At 39.4% G+C, this 23369-nt stretch carries 24 protein-coding genes and 1 tRNA gene; 20 read left to right on the top strand and 5 right to left on the bottom strand.

Annotated elements, in window-relative coordinates:
- Window positions 1–106: 106 nt before the first annotated feature.
- The 17 genes from THETH_RS03920 to THETH_RS03840 all read left to right on the top strand — a co-directional run bounded on the left by THETH_RS03920 (window position 107) and on the right by THETH_RS03840 (window position 15458).
- Window positions 107–751: a TIGR00153 family protein gene (locus THETH_RS03920; protein WP_013932083.1), complete on the top strand. Its 645-nt coding sequence runs from the start codon at window positions 107–109 to the stop codon at window positions 749–751.
- Window positions 752–754: 3 nt separating this feature from the next.
- The gene (mazG, locus tag THETH_RS03915; protein WP_013932082.1) at window positions 755–1531 is read left to right on the top strand and encodes a nucleoside triphosphate pyrophosphohydrolase; all 777 of its coding nucleotides are present in this window, start codon (window positions 755–757) and stop codon (window positions 1529–1531) included.
- Window positions 1528–2559 carry a peptidyl-prolyl cis-trans isomerase gene (locus THETH_RS03910; protein WP_013932081.1) on the top strand — a complete coding sequence of 344 codons (1032 nt, stop codon included), beginning with the start codon at window positions 1528–1530 and terminating at the stop codon, window positions 2557–2559. The genes mazG and THETH_RS03910 overlap by 4 nt, the downstream gene beginning before the upstream one ends.
- Window positions 2556–3599 (top strand): S-methyl-5-thioribose-1-phosphate isomerase, encoded by a 1044-nt coding sequence (gene mtnA / locus THETH_RS03905; protein ID WP_013932080.1) that lies wholly within the window; start codon window positions 2556–2558, stop codon window positions 3597–3599. The genes THETH_RS03910 and mtnA overlap by 4 nt, the downstream gene beginning before the upstream one ends.
- A 5-nt stretch (window positions 3600–3604) precedes the next feature.
- Window positions 3605–4057 carry a YaaR family protein gene (locus tag THETH_RS03900; protein WP_013932079.1) on the top strand — a complete coding sequence of 151 codons (453 nt, stop codon included), beginning with the start codon at window positions 3605–3607 and terminating at the stop codon, window positions 4055–4057.
- An 8-nt stretch (window positions 4058–4065) separates the two neighbouring features.
- Window positions 4066–4947 (top strand): hypothetical protein, encoded by an 882-nt coding sequence (locus THETH_RS03895; RefSeq protein ID WP_041446390.1) that lies wholly within the window; start codon window positions 4066–4068, stop codon window positions 4945–4947.
- 4 nt (window positions 4948–4951) lie between these two features.
- Window positions 4952–5776, top strand: coding sequence for a PSP1 domain-containing protein (locus THETH_RS03890; RefSeq protein ID WP_013932077.1), 825 nt, complete (start codon window positions 4952–4954; stop codon window positions 5774–5776).
- Complete coding sequence (locus THETH_RS03885; RefSeq protein ID WP_013932076.1) at window positions 5760–5981, top strand: DUF2905 domain-containing protein; 222 nt, start codon at window positions 5760–5762, stop codon at window positions 5979–5981. The genes THETH_RS03890 and THETH_RS03885 overlap by 17 nt, the downstream gene beginning before the upstream one ends.
- A 28-nt stretch (window positions 5982–6009) precedes the next feature.
- Window positions 6010–7899, top strand: coding sequence for a transketolase (locus THETH_RS03880; RefSeq protein WP_013932075.1), 1890 nt, complete (start codon window positions 6010–6012; stop codon window positions 7897–7899).
- A complete protein-coding gene (gene rnc / locus THETH_RS03875; protein ID WP_013932074.1) occupies window positions 7896–8621 on the top strand; it encodes a ribonuclease III in 726 nt (241 codons plus the stop codon). The genes THETH_RS03880 and rnc overlap by 4 nt, the downstream gene beginning before the upstream one ends.
- A complete protein-coding gene (locus THETH_RS03870; protein WP_013932073.1) occupies window positions 8618–9595 on the top strand; it encodes an elongator complex protein 3 in 978 nt (325 codons plus the stop codon). The genes rnc and THETH_RS03870 overlap by 4 nt, the downstream gene beginning before the upstream one ends.
- The gene (locus THETH_RS03865) at window positions 9580–10587 is read left to right on the top strand and encodes a phenylalanine--tRNA ligase subunit alpha (RefSeq protein WP_013932072.1); all 1008 of its coding nucleotides are present in this window, start codon (window positions 9580–9582) and stop codon (window positions 10585–10587) included. The genes THETH_RS03870 and THETH_RS03865 overlap by 16 nt, the downstream gene beginning before the upstream one ends.
- Before the next feature lie 16 nt (window positions 10588–10603).
- Window positions 10604–12979, top strand: coding sequence for a phenylalanine--tRNA ligase subunit beta (gene pheT, locus THETH_RS03860; protein ID WP_013932071.1), 2376 nt, complete (start codon window positions 10604–10606; stop codon window positions 12977–12979).
- Window positions 12976–13887 (top strand): CocE/NonD family hydrolase, encoded by a 912-nt coding sequence (locus THETH_RS03855; RefSeq protein ID WP_013932070.1) that lies wholly within the window; start codon window positions 12976–12978, stop codon window positions 13885–13887. Before pheT ends, THETH_RS03855 begins: the two co-directional genes overlap by 4 nt.
- A 64-nt stretch (window positions 13888–13951) precedes the next feature.
- Window positions 13952–14029 (top strand) — tRNA-Asp (locus tag THETH_RS03850).
- Window positions 14030–14085: 56 nt separating this feature from the next.
- Window positions 14086–14631, top strand: coding sequence for a hypothetical protein (locus tag THETH_RS03845; RefSeq protein WP_013932069.1), 546 nt, complete (start codon window positions 14086–14088; stop codon window positions 14629–14631).
- On the top strand, window positions 14628–15458 hold the full coding sequence (locus tag THETH_RS03840) for a carbon-nitrogen hydrolase family protein (protein WP_013932068.1): 831 nt from the start codon (window positions 14628–14630) through the stop codon (window positions 15456–15458). Before THETH_RS03845 ends, THETH_RS03840 begins: the two co-directional genes overlap by 4 nt.
- A 28-nt stretch (window positions 15459–15486) precedes the next feature.
- Here THETH_RS03840 and THETH_RS03835 read toward each other — a convergent pair whose 3' ends face one another.
- Together THETH_RS03835 and THETH_RS03830 are read right to left on the bottom strand one after the other, a co-directional pair.
- Window positions 15487–16443, bottom strand: coding sequence for a D-cysteine desulfhydrase family protein (locus THETH_RS03835; RefSeq protein WP_013932067.1), 957 nt, complete (start codon window positions 16441–16443; stop codon window positions 15487–15489).
- A complete protein-coding gene (locus THETH_RS03830; protein WP_013932066.1) occupies window positions 16440–17555 on the bottom strand; it encodes an alanyl-tRNA editing protein in 1116 nt (371 codons plus the stop codon). Before THETH_RS03830 ends, THETH_RS03835 begins: the two co-directional genes overlap by 4 nt.
- Window positions 17556–17612: 57 nt before the next feature.
- Here THETH_RS03830 and THETH_RS03825 point away from each other — a divergent pair, with 57 nt between their 5' ends.
- Genes THETH_RS03825 through THETH_RS03815 form a run of 3 tightly spaced genes read left to right on the top strand, consistent with a single transcriptional unit; the run spans window position 17613 to window position 20682 of the window.
- Entirely contained in the window at window positions 17613–18776 is a 1164-nt protein-coding gene (locus THETH_RS03825) for a DUF401 family protein (protein ID WP_013932065.1), read from the top strand.
- Window positions 18777–18790: 14 nt separating this feature from the next.
- Complete coding sequence (locus THETH_RS03820; RefSeq protein WP_013932064.1) at window positions 18791–19468, top strand: DUF47 domain-containing protein; 678 nt, start codon at window positions 18791–18793, stop codon at window positions 19466–19468.
- An 11-nt stretch (window positions 19469–19479) separates the two neighbouring features.
- Window positions 19480–20682: an inorganic phosphate transporter gene (locus THETH_RS03815; RefSeq protein WP_013932063.1), complete on the top strand. Its 1203-nt coding sequence runs from the start codon at window positions 19480–19482 to the stop codon at window positions 20680–20682.
- On the opposite strand, the gene THETH_RS03810 is transcribed toward THETH_RS03815, so the two are convergent.
- From THETH_RS03810 to THETH_RS10670, 3 genes are read right to left on the bottom strand one after another with little or no spacing between them, the layout of a single operon-like run.
- Entirely contained in the window at window positions 20666–21001 is a 336-nt protein-coding gene (locus THETH_RS03810; protein ID WP_013932062.1) for a hypothetical protein, read from the bottom strand. The two genes, THETH_RS03815 and THETH_RS03810, sit on opposite strands and share 17 nt — an antisense overlap.
- On the bottom strand, window positions 20998–22926 hold the full coding sequence (gene feoB / locus THETH_RS03805) for a ferrous iron transport protein B (protein WP_013932061.1): 1929 nt from the start codon (window positions 22924–22926) through the stop codon (window positions 20998–21000). Before feoB ends, THETH_RS03810 begins: the two co-directional genes overlap by 4 nt.
- Window positions 22923–23369: a FeoA family protein gene (locus THETH_RS10670; protein WP_013932060.1), complete on the bottom strand. Its 447-nt coding sequence runs from the start codon at window positions 23367–23369 to the stop codon at window positions 22923–22925. The genes feoB and THETH_RS10670 overlap by 4 nt, the downstream gene beginning before the upstream one ends.

Genomic DNA, 23369 nt, shown 5'->3' with positions numbered 1-23369 from the left:
TTCATAACACATTGGTCAACATGGTCTTCTTTTTTTCTTTGTTATGGTAAAGTATAATTGCGCAATGGAGGTATAAAGTTTTTCAATTGAGGGGAGAAGTTTTAAGATGAGTTGGATTTTGGGTAAAAAAGAAAGGGAAATCGTTGACAAAGTCTTAAATTTCTTGGACGTGATAGGCAATACTCTTACAAACCTTCGAGAAGCCATCAAAGCTTACCTTGACAGCAAGGATGAATTTCAAGAGTTAGCCGAAAAGGTGAGAGTCAACGAGCATCGTGCAGATGATTTGAGAAGGCAAATTGAATCGACGATGTATGGTGGGGCTTTTCTTCCAAACTTCAGAGGAGACCTGCTTGGGATAATCGAATCGGCGGATAAAGTGGCAAATAAAGCTGAATATGTTGCAGATATGCTTGAATTCGAAAGGCCTTTCATCCCACAGGAACTTAGAATGAACTTCCTCAGAATCCTTGATCTATCCATAGAAACTTATGAAGCTCTTAAACTTTCCATATATTATCTTTTTGAAGACTTGGATAAGGTTGGTGAGTATGTACTTTTAACTGAGCAGAAGGAACACGAAGTTGATGTTGAGGAAAGAAAAACGATAAAAAGCATTTTTGCCAGCGATATACCTTATCCCCAAAAATTGCATCTCAAAGAACTTGTCAGAAACATTGCTGACATCGCAGACCGGGCGGAAGATTGTTCAGACCGTGTTGAAGTTGTTTCACTGAAAAGGAGGGTTTGATCTTTGGATAAAATATGTTCAGAATTTGATAGTTTGATCTCAATAATGAAAACACTTCGTTCTGAAAAAGGCTGTCCATGGGATCGTGCTCAAACTCATGAATCTTTAAAACCATACGTCGTCGAGGAAGCATTCGAACTTGTTGAAGCAATAGACAACAAAGATACAAAAAAAATGAAAGAAGAACTGGGAGACGTGTTGCTCCAAGTTATATTTCACTCCCAAATTGCCTCCGAGAATGGGACTTTTGACATCGCAGATGTTATGAAAACTCTCAAGGATAAACTCATCAGAAGACATCCACATGTGTTTGGTCAAAGCCCTGGCTATTCTTACCAACAGTGGGAAGAGATCAAATCAAAAGAAAAAGGAGATGAAACAAAATCAAGCATTGGTAAAATCAATCAGGCTTTACCTGCGCTCAGTTTAGCCAGACGCATTCAAGAAAATGCCGCAGCCGTTGGATTTGATTGGCCAGATGTGTCTGGGGCTTTGGAGAAAGTAATGGAAGAAATTGAAGAACTTAAGAAAGCAATGGAAAGGGGGGAACAAAAACAATTAACGGAGGAAATAGGAGACTTACTTTTTGCAGTGGTAAACGTTGCTAGATTTCTCAACGTTGATCCAGAGCTTGCATTAAGGAAAGCCACGGAAAAGTTTGTCAAGCGCTTTAACCTTATCGAAGAATACGCCAGAAAAAATGGAATGAATTTGAAGGAACTCTCTTTAGCTCAACTTGATGAGCTTTGGGAAAAGGCGAAAGGAGGAGAGTTGGTATGAAAAAAATTCTTTTGATTTTAACGGTGGTTGCATTAAGCTTTGGCTTGCTGTTGGCTCAAACTGCTAATCCAGATGACACTGTGGTAGCAGAAGTAAATGGAACAATCATAACCATGCAACAACTCAACGAAGAAGCAAATGTTGAAAGATTACTTTTCGAAATTCGATCGATTGATGAGAGATTCTACCAAGTTCTTGTTAACACTTCTGAAGGCATGAATGTTCTACTTCGATACAAAAGAGAGGTTTTGAACAATTTGATAGACCAAGTTCTGATCGTTCAAATGGCTGAGAAAATGGGTGTAGCGCCAAAGAAAGAGGAGATAGAAAACTTGGTCAACGAAGAACTCAACAGAACGCTTTCAACTTATGGAATCACAGAATCGGATCTCGATTGGTACTTGAGAATATCTGGACTTGGAACCTTGGAAACATTCAAAAACAGGCTAAGGAGAATTTTCACTGTGCAAAAATCTGTCGAAGCTATACAAAATGCAGTAACATCTGTCGAAATAAGCAAATCGGAAGTTGAAGATTATTACAACAAAAACAAAGAAGAATTCGCTTTGCAAGAAGCTGTAAAAGCTTTGAGGATAATAGTTGGCTCAAAAGCAGAAGCCGACAATGTACTGGCTAGGCTAAGGGCTGGAGAAGACTTTCAGAAAATTGCGGCTGAGGTTTCCATAGATCCTTTATCGAAAGACAGAGCAGGTGACCTTGGATGGGTTGAAAGAAACAGCTATTTCATCAACAAGGAGATAGAAGAAAAACTTTTTGCAAGCCCAGTTAACGCAATCTTAGGACCATTTGAAACAGCTGGTGGTTGGGAAATTTACCGAGTCATGGATAAAAGAAGCAAAACTTATCTTCCACTTGAAGAAGTTTATCAGGATATAGTTGATATGTTGAAGGAAGCAAAAGCACAAGAACTTTGGTTAAAATGGATAAGCGAAGATTTCAAAGCTTTCAAAGAATCCAGCGACATAAAGATTTACCTTCTAGTGGAGGAGGGACAAAAAAATCAATGACTTTGAAGACTTTGACAATGGAATGGACTGGGGATTGTCTTATCCTTGTTGATCAAAGAAAACTACCGCACAGCAAAGTTTTTGTCCACTGTAAAACCTTTGAAGAAGTTGCTTTTGCCATTAAAGATATGGTTGTCCGCGGTGCACCTGCGATAGGTGTTACCGCGGCATTTGGATATGTTTTAGGTGCAAAACAATTTGATGGAAAAAACGATGAGTTCCTTGAGTTTATGAAAAAAGTTCGACAAACGTTGGCTTCCACAAGACCAACGGCGGTTAACTTATTCTGGGCATTGGATAGGATGGAAAAAGTTTTAAATGAAAGCATTAACCTTGATCGAAAAAGTATAATCAAACGCCTGGAAGAAGAAGCATTGAAAATGGCTTACGAGGATATAGAAACCAATCGCTCTATAGGAATGCATGGGCAGAACCTTTTGAAAGACAACGATACAGTTTTGACTCACTGCAACGCCGGCGCCCTTGCGACTGTTGACTATGGAACAGCTATAGGTGTTATTAGAGCGGCAGTGGAAAATGGAAAAAAGATAAGAGTTTTCGTCGATGAGACAAGGCCATACTTGCAAGGTGCACGTTTAACAACCTGGGAATTGGTACAACTTGGAATAGAAACAATTCTCATAACAGACAACATGGCAGGATGGGTCATGAAAAAAGGATTAGTGAATGCAGTAATAGTAGGTGCCGATAGAATAGCAGCAAATGGAGATGTTGCAAACAAAATAGGAACTTACTCCTTGGCAGTTCTTGCCAAAAAACATGGCATACCATTTTACGTGGCTGCACCTACTTCAACGATAGATTTGACGATAAAAGACGGAACAGAAATTCCTATAGAGGAACGCCCACACGAAGAAGTCACTCACGTACAAGGGATCAGAATAGCCGCCGAAGGTGTTAAAGTCTACAATCCGGCTTTTGACGTAACTGAGAATGAACTTATTACAGCGATAATCACCGAAAAGGGAATCGTTAAACCTCCCTATTCTGAAAATTTGAAAAAGTTGTTCTTGAGGTAATTCACATGAGAATAAATCCACCGGAAGACTGGAATCTTCGTAATTTCGAGGTGAAAAGGAAAAAAATCTCCAGAAGTACCCAAAAAAAGGTTGAATCAAATTCGTTGAAATTTTCCGAAGTATTCGAAATAGTCGAAGAGGAAACATTGAATGAAATATTAGAAGACTTAATCAAAAGAATCGTTGATTGTGGCAACAAGCTTGTTAGATCTCCTACTCAGGAAAACTTCAAAAGATATAGGGAAAGCGTAAAGGAATTTTTAAAACTTGTGGAAAAGAAACTCTATAAAATGTCAAAAGATTTCCAAGCGAGCACAGATCTTTTCGTAGTTGTTGAAGAAGTAGATGAAAAACTTCAACAAATAGCTCAAAGTCTTCTTGAAGCTGAAAAAGGTGCTTTGAACTTGGCGGCCAAAGTTCAAGAAATTTATGGTTTACTGATGGACTTGTACAGGTGATGCAAATGATGGAACTTCTTGATAAAACCGCCGAAAGAATCAAATGGTTTTTTGAGAAGAACGTTGGTTCTTCAATATGCATAAGATGTAAAATGCGTGGTTTGGCCGAAGCCCTTATTCCAAAGGTATTAAAGGAATTGACCAAGGACTACCTTTTGTTTGAGGAAGTCGGAATTGACGATGTGAGAACCATAATAGATTTCCTTTCTGTCGCAAGCACAAATGATGCAAAAATCGTCGTAATTTTTCAAGCCGAGAACATGCTCGCTGAGGCTTCAAATGCACTGTTGAAAACTTTGGAAGAACCACCTTCAAAGTCGACGATAGCACTTGTGACAATGCGTTACAACGATCTTTTGCCTACGATAAGAAGCAGGGTAAAAACTTTCGATCTTTATTTGCCAAAAGAACTTTTCGAAAAATTACGCGAAAAACTCTATGGAACGGAGTACTTTGACTGCTTGTACAAACTTGCTTGCAGTGACTTTGATGTGCTTGAGTATTTACTTGAAAATGCTGTACCAACCCCGAGAAACTTCAGCGTCAATTTACTTTTGGATCTTTTTGGTAACGAAAAGTTAAATGCCCAGCAAAAAATATTGCTGCTTTACATGCTAAACAATTTAATTGATGAAATGAAAACAAAGGACTACGATTTCATTCTGGAGACCCATGCGCAAATTGTTTCTAAATCCGAGAAACTAGATTTGTCGTACTTGATAATTGAATGTTGCCGAATTATTCAGCTGATCTTGGAATCTAAGCAAATACACAACCTGCAATTTGCAAGATTTCTCGATTCGATCCTTTCAAACAAGTTGAAGAATTTTAACTCTTCCTTGGCTTTATTCAACTTGTTAATTTTATCGAGAAGGATATCAAGAAGGTGAAAAAATGCAACTTATGGCAACCGTTTATGGGGTGGAGATACTTCCAAAGGGAAAAATACACTATTTTGCAGAAAACGGGGAAGATATAAAACCAAACGATCTGGTCCTCGTTATGACGGAATTTGGTATGGACGTTGGAAAAGTTCTCTTTGGCCCGCGCGAGATGAGCATTGAGCAAGTAGGATCAGAGCTAAAGCCAATAATTCGAAAGTTGACACAAGAAGATTTGGCAGTTCATGAGCAAAATCTCAAAGATGCACAGGAAGCTTTGAAAATATGCAAAGAGAAAGTCAAAGAACACCAGCTTCCAATGAAGCTTCTTCATGCTAGATACATGTTTGACAGATCAAGGTTAGTTTTCTTCTTCAGTTCCGAAACTAGGGTGGATTTTAGAGAACTCGTCAAAGATCTAGCAAGAATTTTCAAAACCAGGATAGAACTTCGACAAGTTGGTGTTAGAGATGAAATGAGGTTTTTTGGAGGACTAGGCTTGTGTGGTTTACCAACATGTTGCAGCACTTTTCTTAGAGAATTTGACAGCATAACTTTAAAACATGCAAAATGTCAACAATTGATGATAAACACCGCAAAGATATCTGGTGCATGTAGAAGGCTTTTGTGCTGTCTACTTTACGAATACGACTTTTATGCCAAGGAACTTGAAGGCATACCGAGCGAAGGTGAAACAGTTGTTTATGAGGACAAGAAATATAAGGTTCAAACCGTCGATGTCTTTAGACAAAGACTCTCTCTGGTTTCCGAAGATGGGCAGATGATATACGTACCTTTCTCGTATTTTAGGGGTGAGAAGAATGCCCCAAGTGGGTAAGGTTTTGATCCTGATCGGAATACTGCTGGTTTTAGCAGGCGCATTCATTTACCTTTGGGGAAAGATTTTACCCTTCGGAAGATTGCCTGGGGATATAATTATCAAAAAAGACAAGTTTGTTTTCTACTTTCCGCTGATGACTTGTTTGATTATCAGCGCTTTACTGAGTGTTGTGCTGATGATAATATCAAGGTTAAGCAAATGAGAATTTGATGCAGAAGGAGGGTAAAAGCATGAAAAATTTTGATAAGCAAACAATTTCCCACCTCAAGCAACTTGCAAGATTGTGCCGCGGAGATATCCTCAAAATGACCTATGTGGCCAATTCTGGACATCCCGGTGGATCTATGTCTTCACTGGAAATATTCTTGTCTGTTTATTCCTTTGCAAACATTGATCCAAAAAATCCCAACGATCCTTTGCGAGATCGAATAGTCATCAGCCATGGTCACACTTCTCCTGGCGTTTATGCTGTCTTGGGTAGACTTGGGTTTGTAAACATAGATGAAGTCATAGCTGGTTTTAGACATCCATCGAGTATTTTTGAAGGTCACGTCACCCGAGGAATTCCAGGTATTGATTGGTCGACCGGGAACCTTGGTCAAGGGTTGTCAGCTGGTGTAGGTTTTGCACTTGCCAGTAAGATAAAGGGGCTGGATTACCATGTTTATGTTTTAATGAGCGATGCAGAACAAGCCAAAGGGCAAGTTGCAGAAGCTCGCAGGGTGGCAAGAAAATTTGGTTTGAGTAATATAACTGTGGTTATAGATTACAACGATGCTCAAATTTCAGGTAGAGCACGTGATGTGATGCCTGTCAACATACGCGCAAACTACGAAGCAGATGGGTGGCGAGTTCTCGAGGTGGATGGACACGATTTTGAGCAGCTGTTCAACGCTTTAAAGGAGGCTTACGAAGATAAGGTTCATCCAGTTGCAATAATAGCCCACACAGTTATTGGTAAAGGCGTTTCGTTCATGGAGAACGATGTGTCTTTCCACGGTAAGCCCTTGAGCAGGGAGCAACTGGATAAAGCTCTTGCAGAACTTGGACTTGAAAACGATATTGATAAATACATTCAGATGAGAAAAGAATTGCCACTTGCAAAACACAAGCAACCGAAAACAGATTACTCGATTAAGATAAAAGCCACTCCTTTCAGAACGTACAAAGATAAGATTGATAACAGAACCGCTTTTGGAAAGGCACTGTTAGATATAGTTAAGGCTAATCTTGATTCAGAAACGCCTGTTGTGGCAATAGATTGTGACCTTGCATCTTCGGTGAAACTCGACGAGGTACAAAAGCACGCACCAGAAAGATTTTTCCAACTCGGTGTTCAAGAGCACAATGCCGCAACAGTTGCTGGAGCTTTGTCTTGTGAGGGAATAGTCACATTCTTCGCGGACTTTGGAGTATTTGGGGTCAGTGAAACATACAACCAACACCGGTTGAACGCCATAAACAACACCAACTTGAAAGTCGTTGTAACGCATTGCGGATTGAACGTTGGCGAGGATGGAAAAACGCACCATGGATTAGATTACATTTCCGCACCGGCAAATTGGCTTGGCTACAAAGTGATAGTTCCAGCCGATCCAAACCAAACCGACAGAGTTATTCGCTACATTGCAGGGGTATACGGGAACTTCCTGGTTGCAATGGGTAGGGCAAAGATGTCCCCAATAACACGCGAAGATGGTTCTCTTTTCTTCGATGAGAATTACGTATTTGAATATGGAAAGATCGATGTTATTCGCGATGGCGATACTGTAACGATTATTACGTGTGGCTCTGTGGTGGAAAATGCGATCAAAGCCGCAGATCAATTCAAAGGAAAAGTTGCTGTTTTAAATGTCTCATGTCCGTTTGATTTGGACAAGGAAACACTTAAAAAATATTGTTCAGGTAGAAAGGTGCTTGTAGTCGAAGATCACGCAGCTCCTCTTGGGTTGGCTGCCATCGTCAGCAAATTCTTGCTGACAAATGGTATAATTCCAACTCAATTTGAACAAATAGCTGTTGAGGAACATGCCGTATCAGGTCCATACGAAGCCCTTTATGAACTGTACAACCTCAGCTCAAACAAGATTGCCGAAAGGTTGGAGATGATGCTTAAGTGATCGAAGAAGAATTACAAAGGATTATAAACTTTATGGAAAAAATAGAATACTGGTTTCTTGAACCAAGGCTGTTATTCATTGCCCTTTGCCATTCTTCGTACGTGCATGAACAAAAACAAAAGGGTAGAAACGATGTGATTTCCAACGAAAGATTGGAATTTCTTGGCGATTCCGTGATAGAAATGCTGCTGTCTGATTATTTGTACAAAAACTTTGAGGAATTTTCGGAAGGAAACATGGCAAAGATAAAAGCAGCTGTGGCTAGCGAAGAAGCTCTTGCCCGGGTGGCAAGGGATATAAACCTAGGAGAATTTTTGTTCCTTGGAAGAGGTGAGGAAATAACGGGAGGACGTGACAGAGATTCGATATTAGCCGATGCACTTGAAGCTGTGATCGGTGCTTTGTACCTCGATGGAGGGTTCGAGGTAGTTAAAAGAGTAATGTTACCGCACTTTGAATCTTACATAAAACAAGTTGCGGAAGGTAAAATCATCCTTGATCATAAAACTGCTCTGCAAGAATTAACTCAAGCAAAGTACAAAGCGCTACCAAGGTACGTTTTGGTTAAAGAAGAAGGTCCTTCCCATATGAGAAAATTTACCGTAGAGGTTCGCCTTAAAAGAAAAGTTCTTGCCGTAGGAGAAGGTACCTCCATAAAAGAAGCAGAAAAAGTCGCGGCAAAACTTGCCCTTGAAAAGTTAAAAAAGGAGGAAAATACTTGAGGATCTTTCCTGTGTTCATACCTCAAGGTGGATGTAAAAACAAATGTATTTTCTGCAACCAACAGGGTATTACTGGAGTATCCAATCCCATTTCATTCCAAGAATTGGATTGGATGATTTCTTCCTTTCTTCAAGTTTCTAAAGAAAAATTTGAGATAGCCTTTTACGGCGGAACTTTCACTGGTTTACCCGAATCTGATCAACTTCTATACCTAAAATGGGCAAACAAATACATTCAAAAGGGACTTTGCGAGGGAATTAGAATTTCCACCAGACCTGATGAAATAGACGAAGAAAAAATCACAATGTTAAAAGAACATGGAGTGAAGTTCGTTGAAATAGGCGTCCAATCGTTCGATGACGACGTCTTACAAGCGACAAAAAGAGGATACACGGCAAAGGAGGTTGAACAAGCTTGCTTAACGTTGAAAAAACACAGTGTGGATTTTGGCGTTCATTTGATGGTGGGATTACCCGAGAGCGATTATTGGAAGGAAATAAAAAACGCTGAGAAAACCGCTGAAATTGGTGCAAAAACTTGTAGAATTCATCCAACTCTTGTTCTCAAGAATACAAAGCTAGAAAATTGGTACAAGGACAAAATCTATAAACTACTGAGCATTGAGGAAGCTTTAGATGTTTGCAGTGATATGCTTGCAATATTAATTGCTGAAAATGTAAAGGTAATTCGAATAGGTTTGTTTGTTCCCAAAGACCAAGAAGAGACAATAGTTGCAGGACCATATCATCCAAGGTTTGGTGAGTTAACACGAATAAAACTTTTGAAAAAATTGGCTCAATTTTTGAATTGCAACACCATAGTCACAGATTCCGGGACAATGAATATCCACAAAATTGAAAGTGTGGCGTTTTTCAACAAAGATTTTAAATTTGTCACAGGTGATGGAATGGTATCTTTACTGGAGGCCGTCAAGGCATATGTCGGGGGTGTTTTGACATGTTCGAAGACATAGTCGAAAAAGCGATGAAAGATATAGAAAAGGTTGACAAATTATCTGAACTTGACAGAGTAAAAGCTTTATACCTTGGGAAAAAAGGGATAATAACAGAGCAAATGAAAAACATTGCAAATTTGTCACCAGAAGAAAGGCCAAAGGTTGGAAAACTCTTGAACGAGCTTAAAGACAAGATAGAAGCAATGATAGAGGAAAAAAGATATCAACTGAAGCAAGAGGAAGAAAGAAAAGCCATTGAAAAGCTTTGGGTTGATGTGACTTTACCTGGAGCCAAAAGAAAGGTGGGACATCGACATCCAATATCCAAAACCTTGGAAGAAATTGAAATGATTTTTGTTTCAATGGGGTTTGAAGTTGTCGAAGGACCGGAAATCGAAGACGTCTGGCACAACTTTGATGCTTTGAACACACCTGAATGGCATCCAGCTAGGGATGAGCACGATTCGTTCTACCTTGCTTCGAACATAGTTTTACGTACACACACTTCACCTGTACAGATAAGAACGATGCTGGCAAAACAACCACCGATTGCGATAATTTCACCAGGAAAGGTTTACAGACGTGATTACGATGCCACGCATCTTCCAATGTTCACTCAAGTCGAGGGTCTTTATGTTGACAAAAACGTCAGCGTGGCTCATTTGAAATATGTGCTTGAAAGATTCGCGCAAGAAATGTTCGGAAAGGACAGAAAAATTCTTTTAAGACCAAGCTTTTTCCCGTTTACAGAACCCAGCTTTGAGGTGGATGTATCCTGTGGCGTATGCAATGGGAAAGGTTGTCAAGCATGCGGTTACACAGGCTGGCTCGAGATACTTGGAGCTGGAATGGTACATCCAAACGTTTTCAAAAATGTTGGTTATGATCCTGAGAAATGGACAGGATTTGCGTTTGGAATGGGAGTCGAACGCATCGCAATGTTGAAGTACAATTTGAAAGACATACGTGATTTCATTCAAAACGATAAAAGGTTCCTTGCAAATTTCTAACCTGGAGGGGTAAGCAATGCTTGTTCCTATAGAGTGGCTAAGAGAATTTGTCGAAATCGATTGGTCGGTGGATGAGCTTGCAGAAAAATTAACCATGGCAGGTTTAAAGGTCGAAACGATACTCAACCCGTTTGCACAGGGAAAGATAGTTTGTGCAGAAGTGGTTGAAACATCCCTTCATCCAGAATCGAATAAATTAAAGGTTTGCAAAGTTTTCGATGGTGAAAACACTTACACCACGGTAACCTCAGACATGAAAGTCGAAAAAGGTCACAAAGTTGCCATAGCATACCCTTCGACAAAGCTTTCTAATGGTCAAGTTGTTGAACCTGCTAAGATAAAAGGAGTTTTATCACAAGTTGTGATGTGTTCTCTGGAAGAATTGGGCTTGGAACCAAAATCTGAAGGAGTTTGCCTGATAGATCAAATCGACAAGGACATACCAATAGGAGCAGATGTGATCGAACGCTGGAAACTCAACGAACCGGTTCTCGATCTAGAAATAACTTCGAACAGGCCAGACTGCCTTGGAATAATTGGTGTAGCAAGAGAAGTGAGTGTCATCAGCGGAAAACAGTTGAAGAAACCTTCGATAAGCTATTCCTGTTCAAACCTTAAAGTGGAAGATTTCGTGAAAGTTTCTATTGAAGACATCGACGGATGTCCAAGGTATTGCGCCGCTTTTGTCGATGGGGTTGTGATAAAACCAAGCCCCATCTGGGTTAGAAGAAGGTTAATGACTTGTGGTATAAGACCGATAAACAACGTTGTCGATTCCACGAACTATGTGATGCTTGAAACCGGTCATCCCACACATGCTTTTGATTTTTCAAAAGTCTATCAAGGCACAATAGTAGTTAGAAAGGCAAGAGAAAAAGAGAAAGTAACTCTTCTTGATGAAAAAGACTACGAACTGAAAGGTTTAGAAACCTTGATAACAGATCCAGTTAGCATTCTTGCTGTTGGAGGAGTTATGGGAGCGAAAAATTCGGGCGTTAGCGAGCAAACAAGCCGGATAATTCTTGAAGTCGCCTATTTTAATCCTGTCAGGATAAGAAAAACTGCAAAGGTTCTTGGGATAAAATCTGATGCTGCATACCGTTTTGAAAGAGGTGTGGATCCAAACGGTGTCGTTTTTGTAATGCAAAGGCTTTTGACGATTGTTCAGAAAATCTGCAACGGCTCAGTTGCGCAAGGCTTGGTGGATGTTTATCCAAGAAAAATTGACAATCGAGTCATCGAATTACGTAAAGAAAAGATATCGACCATACTTGGTATAGATCCCAAAGGCGAAAGTAAAAAAATCCTGCAATCGCTCGAAATGAAAGTTGAGGAAAAGGAGGACAGATTGAAAGTTGAAGTGCCAACTTTTAGACCGGATATCTCAATCGAGGAAGATTTGGTAGAAGAAATAGGAAGAATCTATGGATACTCAAAGATAGAAGCGGTGGCGCCAAGAATAATTGCCAGAGGACGCGGATGGAATGACAAACAGTTATTCAGGAGAAAAATCCGAGAACATTTAATTGCGCTCGGCTTTGACGAAACGATCAATCTATCCTTCTGTCCGTCAAAGCTGGTATCAAAGATCCTCAACGTAGAACCTGTTAAACTACTTAACCCGCTGACGGAGGATATGGATTGCCTTAGGCCTTCATTGCTTTTTGGGTTACTTGATTCTTTGGCTTTCAATTATCGACGGCAAATGAGAGATATAAAGTATTTTGAAATAGCGAAAATCTTTCACAACGAAAATGGAAATCCTGTGGAAAAAGAGTTTGTCGGAGCAATTGCCACTGGACGGTTTGAAGAAGAGAATTACAAGGTTTCTTCAGAAATTGACTTTTTCATATTCAAAGGATATTTGGAATCCCTTCAAGAACATTTTGCCTTAAAATTTGACTTTAAGCCAGTTAACCTTCCAATGTACGTTCCGGGACGCTCTGCAATTATCAAACTCGAAAATGAAGAGATCGGAAAAATAGGAATGCTTGCTAGCTCTGTGTTAGAATTTTATGATTTGAAGGGAGATGTGTATTTCTTTGAACTTGACCTTGATAAAATGTTCCAAGCTTTCCAATCAGTTCGACCAGTTAAACAACTTTCGAGTTTTCCTGCTATAAGAAGGGACATCTCTTTGTTACTGCCAACAGGAGTTTACGCCGGAGGAATAGTCGATTATCTTTACTCTTCAAGTGAATATGTGGAAAAAGCAGGTGTATGCGATATCTATAAAGGCAAAGACGTGCCTGAAAACATGACGAGCGTGACCTTTTATGTTGTTTACAGAGCGCCTGATCGCTCCCTTACAGACGATGAAGTTAACGCCATTTTTGAAAAAACGGTCAAAGATGTGGAGGAGAGGTTCGGCGTTAAAAGAAGATTCTCATGATTTATTACGATAAAAACAAACCTTTCAACGAAATTATCGAAAAATTTGAAGAGTACGATTTAATATCCTTCGACACCGTGTACGAGCCGGACATTCCGGAATCTAAACGCGTTTATGTTTACAATTTCAAACCTCTAAATCCTTGGTTCAATTTGATCTTCATACACGGAATAAGAAATGGAAATATTCCTTATCTGATGTGGTTTGCAAAATATTTCAAAAATTTTGGAATACAGACATACTATTTGATACTTCCATATCATGCTCAACGCGCCAAACCAAATTGGTTAGGTGGTGAACCTTTCTTTTCAACTTCCCCTGCTTTTTGTTGCGAAAGATTTCATCAAGCTGTTAAGGATGTACGAAGGACCATAGATTACATTGAAACCAAATCCGCTTTACCAGTTGCAATAATGGGCTTTAGCTTTGGCGGTATGATAGCTACCATGGCTTTGGCACTCGATAAAAGGATTAAGGCTGGGATACTTGCCTTCACCGGTGGAGATTGGTATTGGATCAACTGGTTTTCACCGTACACCAAATCTTTGAGGAATGACTACAAAAGACAAGGCAACGAAATAGGTTGTAGGAACGCAAAAACTTGTTTTGAAAACAGGAAGAATGCAATGCAAAACGTTGATAAATTAACTCATATCGAAGAGATATTTTCCTTAACTCCACAATGTTTTCACTACGATCCCATAAGCTATGCAAAATTTGTGGAGCAACCAGTTCTTTTCTTTGAAGCACTTTTCGATAGGATAATTGTTCATAAAGCTTCTGAACAACTTTTCAAAAAACTTCAAAAAGCCAAAAAGATTTTTGTTCCATCCGGGCATAAATCAACATATCTGTTCAGAAAGATCATAGCTAAAAAAGTTGTGGATTTTCTTTCAGAAATGAGATGAAACTAATTCAACCAAGGTACTTGACTTTTGTCAATTTTTTTGTCAGAATATAGAAGGTAGCTCTGGGGACGTGGTGCAGCCTGGTTAGCATGCCGGTCTGTCACACCGGTGGCCGCGGGTTCAAATCCCGTCGTCCCCGCCAAAAAGGAGGGCTTTATGCCCTCCTTTTTTGTGTTATAATGAAATTGAGGTGAATCTGTGCGGCTTTTGCTTGGCAAACAGATAGTTTTAAAGGAATTTTTGAACGCTGATTTTGTTATCTCTTGGGTTGATGAAGTCGTTCCAGGAGCAGAGGCGTATTTGATAGGCAGCGAAAAAGGATTTATATACTTTGTCACCAATTCCGAGGAAATTCACTTTGGGAATGACAACGACGTTATTTGTACCAACTTTGGCAAGATGGCTGTTTTTTGTGTGAATGAAGTACCAAAATGGGAAACCATTTGGCAAATAAAAGAAAAAGGTGCAGATATTTTGGTAATATTTGCAAACGTCGTTAAATTAGCCGATCTTCTTTTGATGAAAAGTATTTGCTGGGGTTGTGCTTTGGAATTTAAAATACCAATATTTATGGTGGCAAAGCATAGCAATGTACTGCACTATCACTTCACAATGCCTGGACAAGAAAACAACGATTTGATCATAGACACAACAAGTACTGTGATCTTGGACATTGATGTGCTCAAAAACCAAACAGGCACATCCTTCTTCATTAAAACCTCCGCTTGGAATTGGTTGGAATGAAACTTGAAAACCTCATCTTGAAGTTCTTAACTTCAAAACGTTTTGTGAAAAAGGCTATAGAAAAATTGATCGAACCATCCAAGGGTTTTGAAAACAAGTTTTTGAAGGTAGCCATAGTTCAAATGGAATACACGTTGTTGCCTTCCGTAAATGCATACGTAGCCTTTTTGAACCGCTTTTTAAGTCGTATGCAGAATTTTTCCCCTGACGTAATCGTGTTTCCCGGGTTGATTGACACTTTGCTTTTTGGAATATTTCCTCTTCCTCTGTTTCCAGGAAACATTTCATCAAAAATTAAAAGGTATTCGAACATAACGTCAAAAGTGACGGAATTGATCATGCTGGAAATATCTCGAAAATGGAACTGCACTTTGGTTTTTGGAACATCCAAAGGTTTGTTTCTTCACCACCGCGGCGAGCAAGCAAACAAAATCTTGAAAACGGATCGTTTTTCCATAGCAGTTGTACCAAAGCGACTATTTTTAAATAGCTTTAAATTATCAGAACTTGTGAACAATGGGGTAAGGCTGATAGTTTCCGTTGGGGTAGGTACACCTGAATACAACGAGCAACTTGAGAAAAAATTTGTCTGGGTTCATTCGCAAATGGTTGGTTTTTATGGCTTGTGGAGCGTTATGACTGGTAAATTAGGTAACATGACACTCAAAGGGAAAAGCTGTTTAACGGCTCCTATTCCTATCACAAACTCTCTAGATGGTTTTGTTGTCAAAAGTGATACAACTGTCGGAGATATTGTTCTTCTTGCCGAAGTTGATCAACAAAAGTTGGAAGATTTCCTTGTCACTTACAGGTTCAAAAAGGTATGAACACAACACGGGGAAATTTTCCCCGTGGTCAATGTGCAAACCTGAAAGCTTGGGCAAAAATTCCGAAAGTACCCCCTGTGTGTATGAAAAGCAGTCTTTGTGATCTTCTAGAATTTTGCAACATACCTCGGAAAGCTTTTGCTGTGTAAACTGGATCGAGTACAATGCCTTCTGTGGAAGCAACAATTCTTATACAATCGATATCGGCATCGCTTGGAACGGCGTAGTCAGGCCCGCTATATTCATCGAGTATGATTATCTCTTCAGAAGAAACCTTAACGTCAACACCAAACTGTGACATACCGGCGATTATTTCCTCTATCTTCTCGACAAACCTTTCGGCTTTTGTTTTCGTGACGTTTATTCCTACAACAGGTGTTTTGTATCCAAGGTACCTGAGGCCGGCAATCAAACCTGCGTAAGTTCCCCCGCTGCCAACCGCACAATAAATGGCATCGACGGTTGACAAATCAATTTGTGTGGCAATCTCCGCAACTGCAAAAAGATAACCAAGTGCACCAAGGCTGTTAGAGCCTCCCTCGGGAATCGTGTAAACCTTGTAACCCCTTGATTCGTAATCTTTCTTGTATTCCTCGTAGATTTCTTCAATCTTTGCGTACTGTTGAGTCGTCACAGGTATTATCGTGGCACCAAGAAGCTCGTCCAAAAGTAAATTCCCGTTGATCAGTTCTTTGTCAACGGTTGCAGGTTGGCGTAAAAACAAAACGGGCTTCAACCCAAGTTTCACAGCCAAATGAGCAGTGGCTCTTGCGTGGTTTGACTGGATACCCCCACAGGTAAAGACCATGTTGCAGCCGTTTTTGAGAGCATCGGCAAGAAGAAATTCCAGCTTTCTTATCTTATTTCCACTTGAAATGAATTCAGTTAGATCGTCACGCTTAACAAATATCTCTCTTCCATATTGCTTACTCAACCTAGCTAAATACTCTATCGGCGTTGGCAATCTTGCCAGTGAAATCTTCATTGAATCACCTCCAAAACTTTTGAAAGAGATTCGATGAAATGCTCAAGCTTAACTGATGTTTTCAAAGAACCTTTTGTCTTTCCTCCACCTCCAGAACAGTTAAATTCTTTGCTGAGAATTTGCACCAATTTTGAACAATCAATCGTTTTGGTTGATATTGTATATCCTTCGCTGGTTTTACAAACCAACACATCGGTTGAGCAATACTTTGGTAAAAATCTTGCTACTTCATCAATCCCGTCGTAAAAGGCTACCTTAAAGTCTTTGATTTTAATCTCTGGCAACTTGCTAGCTTGCTCAACAGCCAAAGCTTCCGCCAACTTTTCAATTAGTCCCGCTTGTTCCTTTGTCTTATCCAAAAGCGATTCTACACGTTTAACCATCTCGTCTATCGAACTGGTCAACAGCGTTGAAAGTTGTTTTAGAACCAAAACGCGTTTTCCATAATCTTTCAAAGCCCTTTCAGCCGCAACGAAATAAACACGAGTCAAAGAACCTTTAACTTTTTCCCAATCCACAACTTTTACACAACCAATTTCACCAGTGTTTGTAACGTGAAAACCTGCACAAGCTGAAAGATCGAAATCTCCAATCTTAACCAATCTAACAAATCCCTCCTCCACTTTTTCGCTGAGCGGTTTTCTCAAATTCATTCGATTTGCTTGTTCTTTGGTTGTATTTATGATTTCAACTTGGACGCAACTTCTTATAACCTCATTTGCTAAAGCCTCTGCTTCAGAAAGTGTCTCGTGTGTTAAAGTCGGAACATCAAGATCGATCGTAGAAAATTCCTCGGACATCCTGAACGAAACCGTTTGAACGTCAGCTACCTTTAGAAAGGCTGCTGACAAAACGTGTTGAGCTGTATGCTGAGCAGCGATGTCCTTCCTTCTTTCCATATCAATTTGATATGGATACTCACCAGGCTCAATGAATCGATCGATTTGATGGAAGAATTTCCCTTCACTTTCTTTTACGAAAAATACCTTCGCATCACCAATGTGTCCTCTGTCTCCCAATTGCCCTCCTTTTCCATCTGGATAGAATGGACTTTCCGAACTTACGGCAAAGATTTTTCCATCTTTTTGTAAAACTTGCTCAATTTTTATCATCGTCTCACCTTTCATAATATGATTATAAGACATAAAAATTGAAAGGAGTCATTGAAAATGGCAACATTTTCGGTGTTAACATCTCTTTTGTGCATCGTTATTTTGCAAAGGTTAACTAAAAGACTTTTTCTATCAATGGTTGGAGGATTTTTCGCGTTTATCTTGCTAAACTCATTTCTTCTATCAAAAATCCCATTTCTTGTTGTTGAAACATTTCGCGATAAATCGTTTTTGACCTTAATCTTGAGTGTGATCATGATATATTTCCTTGAACAACTGATGAGCATTTCCAAAGATGCGGAAAATCTCTCTTTAGCCGTTAAAAAACTTTTCAAAGGATCTTCAAAGGCTGCCGCATCCTTTCTTGCAAGTGTGATAGGACTTTTACCTGTTCCATCTGGAGCAATGTTTTCTGCACCTATCGTTGCAAAATTGACTCCTGAAACCGACAATTTAACCAAAACAGCTATGAATTATTGGTTTAGACACACGCTGGAATTTTTCTGGCCGATGTATCCCGCGATGTATTTGTTATCAAGCTTAATTTCGAAGCCTCTTGGAAGAATTTCTGCAAATCTTTTTCCACTTTTTTTGATTTCTTTTGTAAGTGGATGGATAAAGTTCAATGGTTTTACACTACCAAAAATGACAAGAATAAACTGGGAAGATGTAAAAAAGCTTTGGCCTGTTTTCATGATCCTTTCAATTGGTGTGGCAATAGTCGTTTTCAAAATAGATGGTTGGATAGTCTTGCTGATTGCCTGTACTTTGTATGGAATTTTAAGAAAAAATCACGCTTTACAAGCTTTCTTGGAAACGCTCAAAAGATTCGACATTCTTGGCGTTCTTTTCGTAATATTCTTGTACAAACATGCAATAACCGATTTTGGAATAGGTGAAGTTATTGGAAAAGAGCTAACTAAACTTGGTAACGAAGCAGTTGTACTTTCGACTTTGGCACCGCTACTTGTTGGTATGTCAACAGGTATAACATCGGCGACAGTTGGCATAACAGTTCCTCTGCTCATAAGTCTTGATAAAGCAGAGTATGCACTTTTGACATACATTTTCGCTGTTTTGGGGGTTCTCCTATCCCCAGTTCATCTTTGTTTAGTTTTAACAGCAAAGTATTTCCAAGTGGATTTCCTCAAGGTATTAAAGAGAATTTTACTTCTAGTTATCGTTGTGGCAGTTTTTTCAATCATCATGTATGCTTTTTGAGGAGGTGAAGTTCTATGACAAGGTTTTTGGGGAAGATGCTACCAAAGCACCCTCCTTTAAAACTTCTTTATGAACACGCACTTTTGACAAGTGAAGCGGCAGGCTATATCCCACAAGCAACAAAGGATCATTTCGATGGAAAAGACGTGTCACAGATAAGCTTAAAAGTCGATGAACTTGAAGATAAAGCCGATGAACTCAAAATACTTATAAGGGAAGAGTATTCGAAGTTGAAATTTGTTTATTTCGACAAAACGGAAATGCTGATAATTGTACACGAGCTAGATGCAACTATGGACTCCATAGACGATTACTTGAAGCTTCTTACTATAAACAAAGTTGAAAAACCACTATCCGAAGAAATGATCAAGCTTTTTCTCGAGCTAGCTGAAGAAACAACGGAATCTGTGAAGAATATGGTTAAAGCCGTGGAAGAGCTTCTTAACTTCGTTGAACTTTCCTTTTCAAAATCTGTGGCTTCACATGAAAATATGATCGTATCAAAAGTCGAATCTGAAGAAAGTCAAACGGATAAACTGTCACTTGAGATAGGAAAAAAACTGTTTTCGTCGAAGAACGAAATACATCCTATCGATTGGTTTTACATTGAGAAATTAGTTAGGTTGCTAACGCGGATTGCCGATCATTCTGAGAATGTTGCCGAAAGAATAAGAATGATCACACACTTTTAGGAGGGATTACGGTGCTAATTTTAATCACTGGAGTAGCAGGTTTTCTGATGGCTTTTGCCATAGGAGCCAATGATGTTGCCAATTCCATGGCTACCGCTGTCGGTGCAAAGGCAATCACTCCAAGACAAGCAACAATCATAGCCGGTATTCTTGAATTTCTTGGGGCTGTTTTGTTTGGTTCCCACGTTGCCGCAACCATAACAAGGGGCATAGTTAAACCAGAGGTTATACCAAGTTCAAATGTACTTATAGCTGGAGCTTTGGCTGCTTTGACATCATCTTTTGTATGGGTTATCGCTGCCACGCTTTGGGGAATGCCAGTTTCAACAACTCATTCCATAGTTGGAGGTATGATGGGATTTGGACTAGCGGCAGCAGGTTGGAAAGCTATAAACTGGCAAAAAATGATACCAATAGTGTCAAGCTGGGTTTTGTCACCTTTGGTTGGAGGACTTTTAGCGTACGTTACCTTCAAATCGCTCTCTGTTTTTGTTTTAAAAAGACCTTCACCACGCAAAGCTGCTATAAAAGCTACTCCGGTGATTGTTCTTATAACGATTTTCATAATATCCTTTTTATTCTGTTTAAAAACGCTTAAAATACCTTTCTTAAGGTCTTTCACTTATTCAATCCTTCTAGCTGCTCCAACGTCAATTGTTACCTCAATTTTACTGAAAGTGAATAAAAATTCTCCAAGGTCAGATATCGAATATGTTGAGAACATTTTCAAAAACATTCAGGTAATGACAAGTTGCTACATGGCACTTTCCCACGGAGCAAACGATGTGGCGAATGCGATAGGACCACTCGCCGTCGTGTATTTGGTCGTCAAAACAGGTTTGTTGACACAAACAGCAGAAATACCGATTTGGACGTTGATGATAGGTGGTTTGGGAATATCCTTAGGTGTTCTTCTGCTGGGTTATAAAGTTATGAAGACGATAGGAACGTCGATAACTGAGTTGACGAACACCAGAGGATTTTGCATAGACTTCAGCGCTGCTTCAACGGTTTTAATAGCATCGGTTCTAGGGATGCCGATTTCAACAACTCACACCGTTGTTGGGGCAGTTGTTGGAGTAGGACTAGCAAGAGGCGTGGAAGTTGTGAACGTGGGGGTTCTCAAAAACATAGTGTTATCCTGGCTGTTAACTGTTCCTCTAGCCGCAGGATTGTCAGCCATTCTTTTCGAATTGTTCATAAAGATTGTTTGAGCTTCCTTCTGACAACGATTGATTGAATCAAACCAACTATTCCCAACGCAAATACAATTGTATTGGAAAGGGAAAATTCAAAATCAATGTTTACCAACATTTGAAGCAATATGAATATCGAGAGAATGAAATATAGAATTCCTCCAACTATCAAATGAGAATTCAACCTAACTTTGGAAGATTCAAACAAACCAAAAAGATACACAAGAGTAAAAGTAAGCACAACAAATGAAAGGATTATGCTTTTAGAAAACATACCAAAAAATGCAACAAACCCTAGAATTGTTTGTATTGTCAACATAATCTTTTCCTTTATCATGCAACAACACCTCCAAGCAACTTAACTAAAAGTGCTAAAGCGTACGCAAAGGTGAAGCTATAAACAATCGAGAAAAGTGCGTACTTTTTCCCAAGTTCGCTGGAAATGGTGGCTATAGTTGCTATACACGGAATGTAAGCCATAACAAATACCAAAAAAGCTAAAGCAGTCGAAGGGTCCACTGAAGATAGAATATTCAATCTAAACTGCTCCTCGCTTGTAAAGCCAAAGAATATACCCAGCGCAGAAACGATTATCTCCTTGGCTCCAACACCAAAGACAAGTGCAGCACTCAACTTCCAATCAAAACCCAAAGGCTTTAGAATTGGATGAAGAAATTTTCCCAACTGGGAAGCAAAAGAATTATCTGGCGTACCGTATGGAAAGTAAGTCAAAACCCAAAGCAATATGGAGGCTGAGAATATGATCGTTCCAGCTTTGATTAGAAAATGTTTTCCTCTGTTCCAAACGTATATAACTAGGTTTTTCAACGTTGGCATCCTGTAACGAGGAAGTTCCAAAATCAAATGACTGGGCTGACCTTTGAAGAGTATTTTGTTCAAAACAACAGAACTTATCATAGCAATGGAAATACTTAACAAGTACAGAAAGAAAACGACCAATCCTTTGTTTCTTTCAAAAAATATGCTTGCGATCAACATATAAACTGGCAACCTAGCGCTACACGACACAAACGGGATAGAAAGGGCTACTATCGTTTTTTCCCTTCTATCCATTATTCCACGCGTTGACATGATCGCGGGAACTGAACAACCAAAACCGAGCAAAAAAGATATAAAAGATCTGCCAGTAAGTTTGAAAAAGTGCAGCAATCTGTCCATCACAAAAGCTGCTCTAGGTAAATATCCACTTTCTTCCATTATTCCAAGAACAAAAAACAATGCAAAAATATTTGGTATAAACACAAGAACTGCTCCCAAAGCACCGAAGATACCTTCTTCTATTAAAGATGCAACAAAAGGAGTGGTGAAAAACGAGGCAAAAAATCTTCCCAAACTAGCCATAAGATCCTCAAAATACTCAACCACTGGTTGAACTACGTCGAAAGCAAACGAAAAAACCAAATACATTAGAGAAAAGAAAATCGGTATACCTATGTACTTGTGTGTAAAAGCATGATCAAGAATTTCGCTGAAAGACCAGTTGTTTGACGGTTTCTTCAAGGCTTCCTTTAGAATGAGTTCCACATGTTCATACTTCTGGGATATGATTTTTTCGCGTAACTGTCCTGGCTCAATTCCTTCGATTTTTCCAACAAGTGTCACAGTTTCTGGATCACCTTCAAGGTACTTAATAGCTAGCCACCTTGTTGGAAAAGAACTAAAAGAAGTTTGCTTTGAAAGATATTGTGCAATCTTTTCGATTTGTTTTTCGATTTCTTCGCCGAAAAAAAACTTCGAAACCTTTCTTGGATACCGCGATAAGCTCACAATAGTATCCAAAAGCTCTTCAATACCTTCTCCCGTGACAGCTGATGTGAAGATTATTGGAATACCAAGATGCTTTGACAGTTCACCTTTGTCGATGACTATATTTTCCCTTCTTGCTTCATCTATGGCATTAACGACTCCTACAATTTTTACATCAAGGTCAATGACTTCAAAAAGTAAGTACATGCTTTGCCGAAGTGCCAAAGCATCCATGACAACAACTAAAACATTTGGTGGATTGTAAAGAAGATAATTTCTTGCAACTTTTTCATCTTCGCTGAAAGCGGATAAACTGTATGTGCCAGGAAGATCTATAAATTCTATTTGAACACCTCTGTGGTTTCGAACACCTTTTTTTATTTCCACGGTGACACCAGCCCAATTTGCAACATACTGTCTTAAACCCGTCAAAGCGTTGAACAAACTGGTTTTACCAACGTTTGGATTACCACAGAGCGCAACACGCAAGCTCACTCTTGAACCCTCCTTACAAAAACTCTACTTGCCATTCCTTTTCCAATTCGAATATGTTTTCCATCCAAAGTCGTAACATTCCCATGCGAATCAACTAAAATTCGAGCGCCTTCGTTTATACCTAAGTCTGAAAACCTTCTTTTTAACCCATAAGCTTTTGGTATATCAATACCAACAACTTCGTAAACCCCTTCCTGTGCCAAAGACAAAGGTAATACTTCTTCAAGAAGTTCCACTTCTATGAGACTTGCATCTGAATTTCTCAAAGCGATGAGTTTGTCTTTGATCAAATAAATCTTTGGATCACCTAAAGGAGCTTCGTTGACAACCTTAACGTTTGAATTGGGTGCAAATCCCATAGCTGCCAACTTGTTGGCTAATGGATGATTTTTTAGTGCCTTAACTTTTGCGTAAAAGCCAACTGGTACTTCTGCAAGTGTCAT

The organism is Pseudothermotoga thermarum DSM 5069, assembly GCF_000217815.1.
Classification (GTDB): Bacteria; Thermotogota; Thermotogae; order Thermotogales; family DSM-5069; genus Pseudothermotoga; species Pseudothermotoga thermarum.
This window is presented reverse-complemented; position numbering and strand designations above follow the sequence as displayed.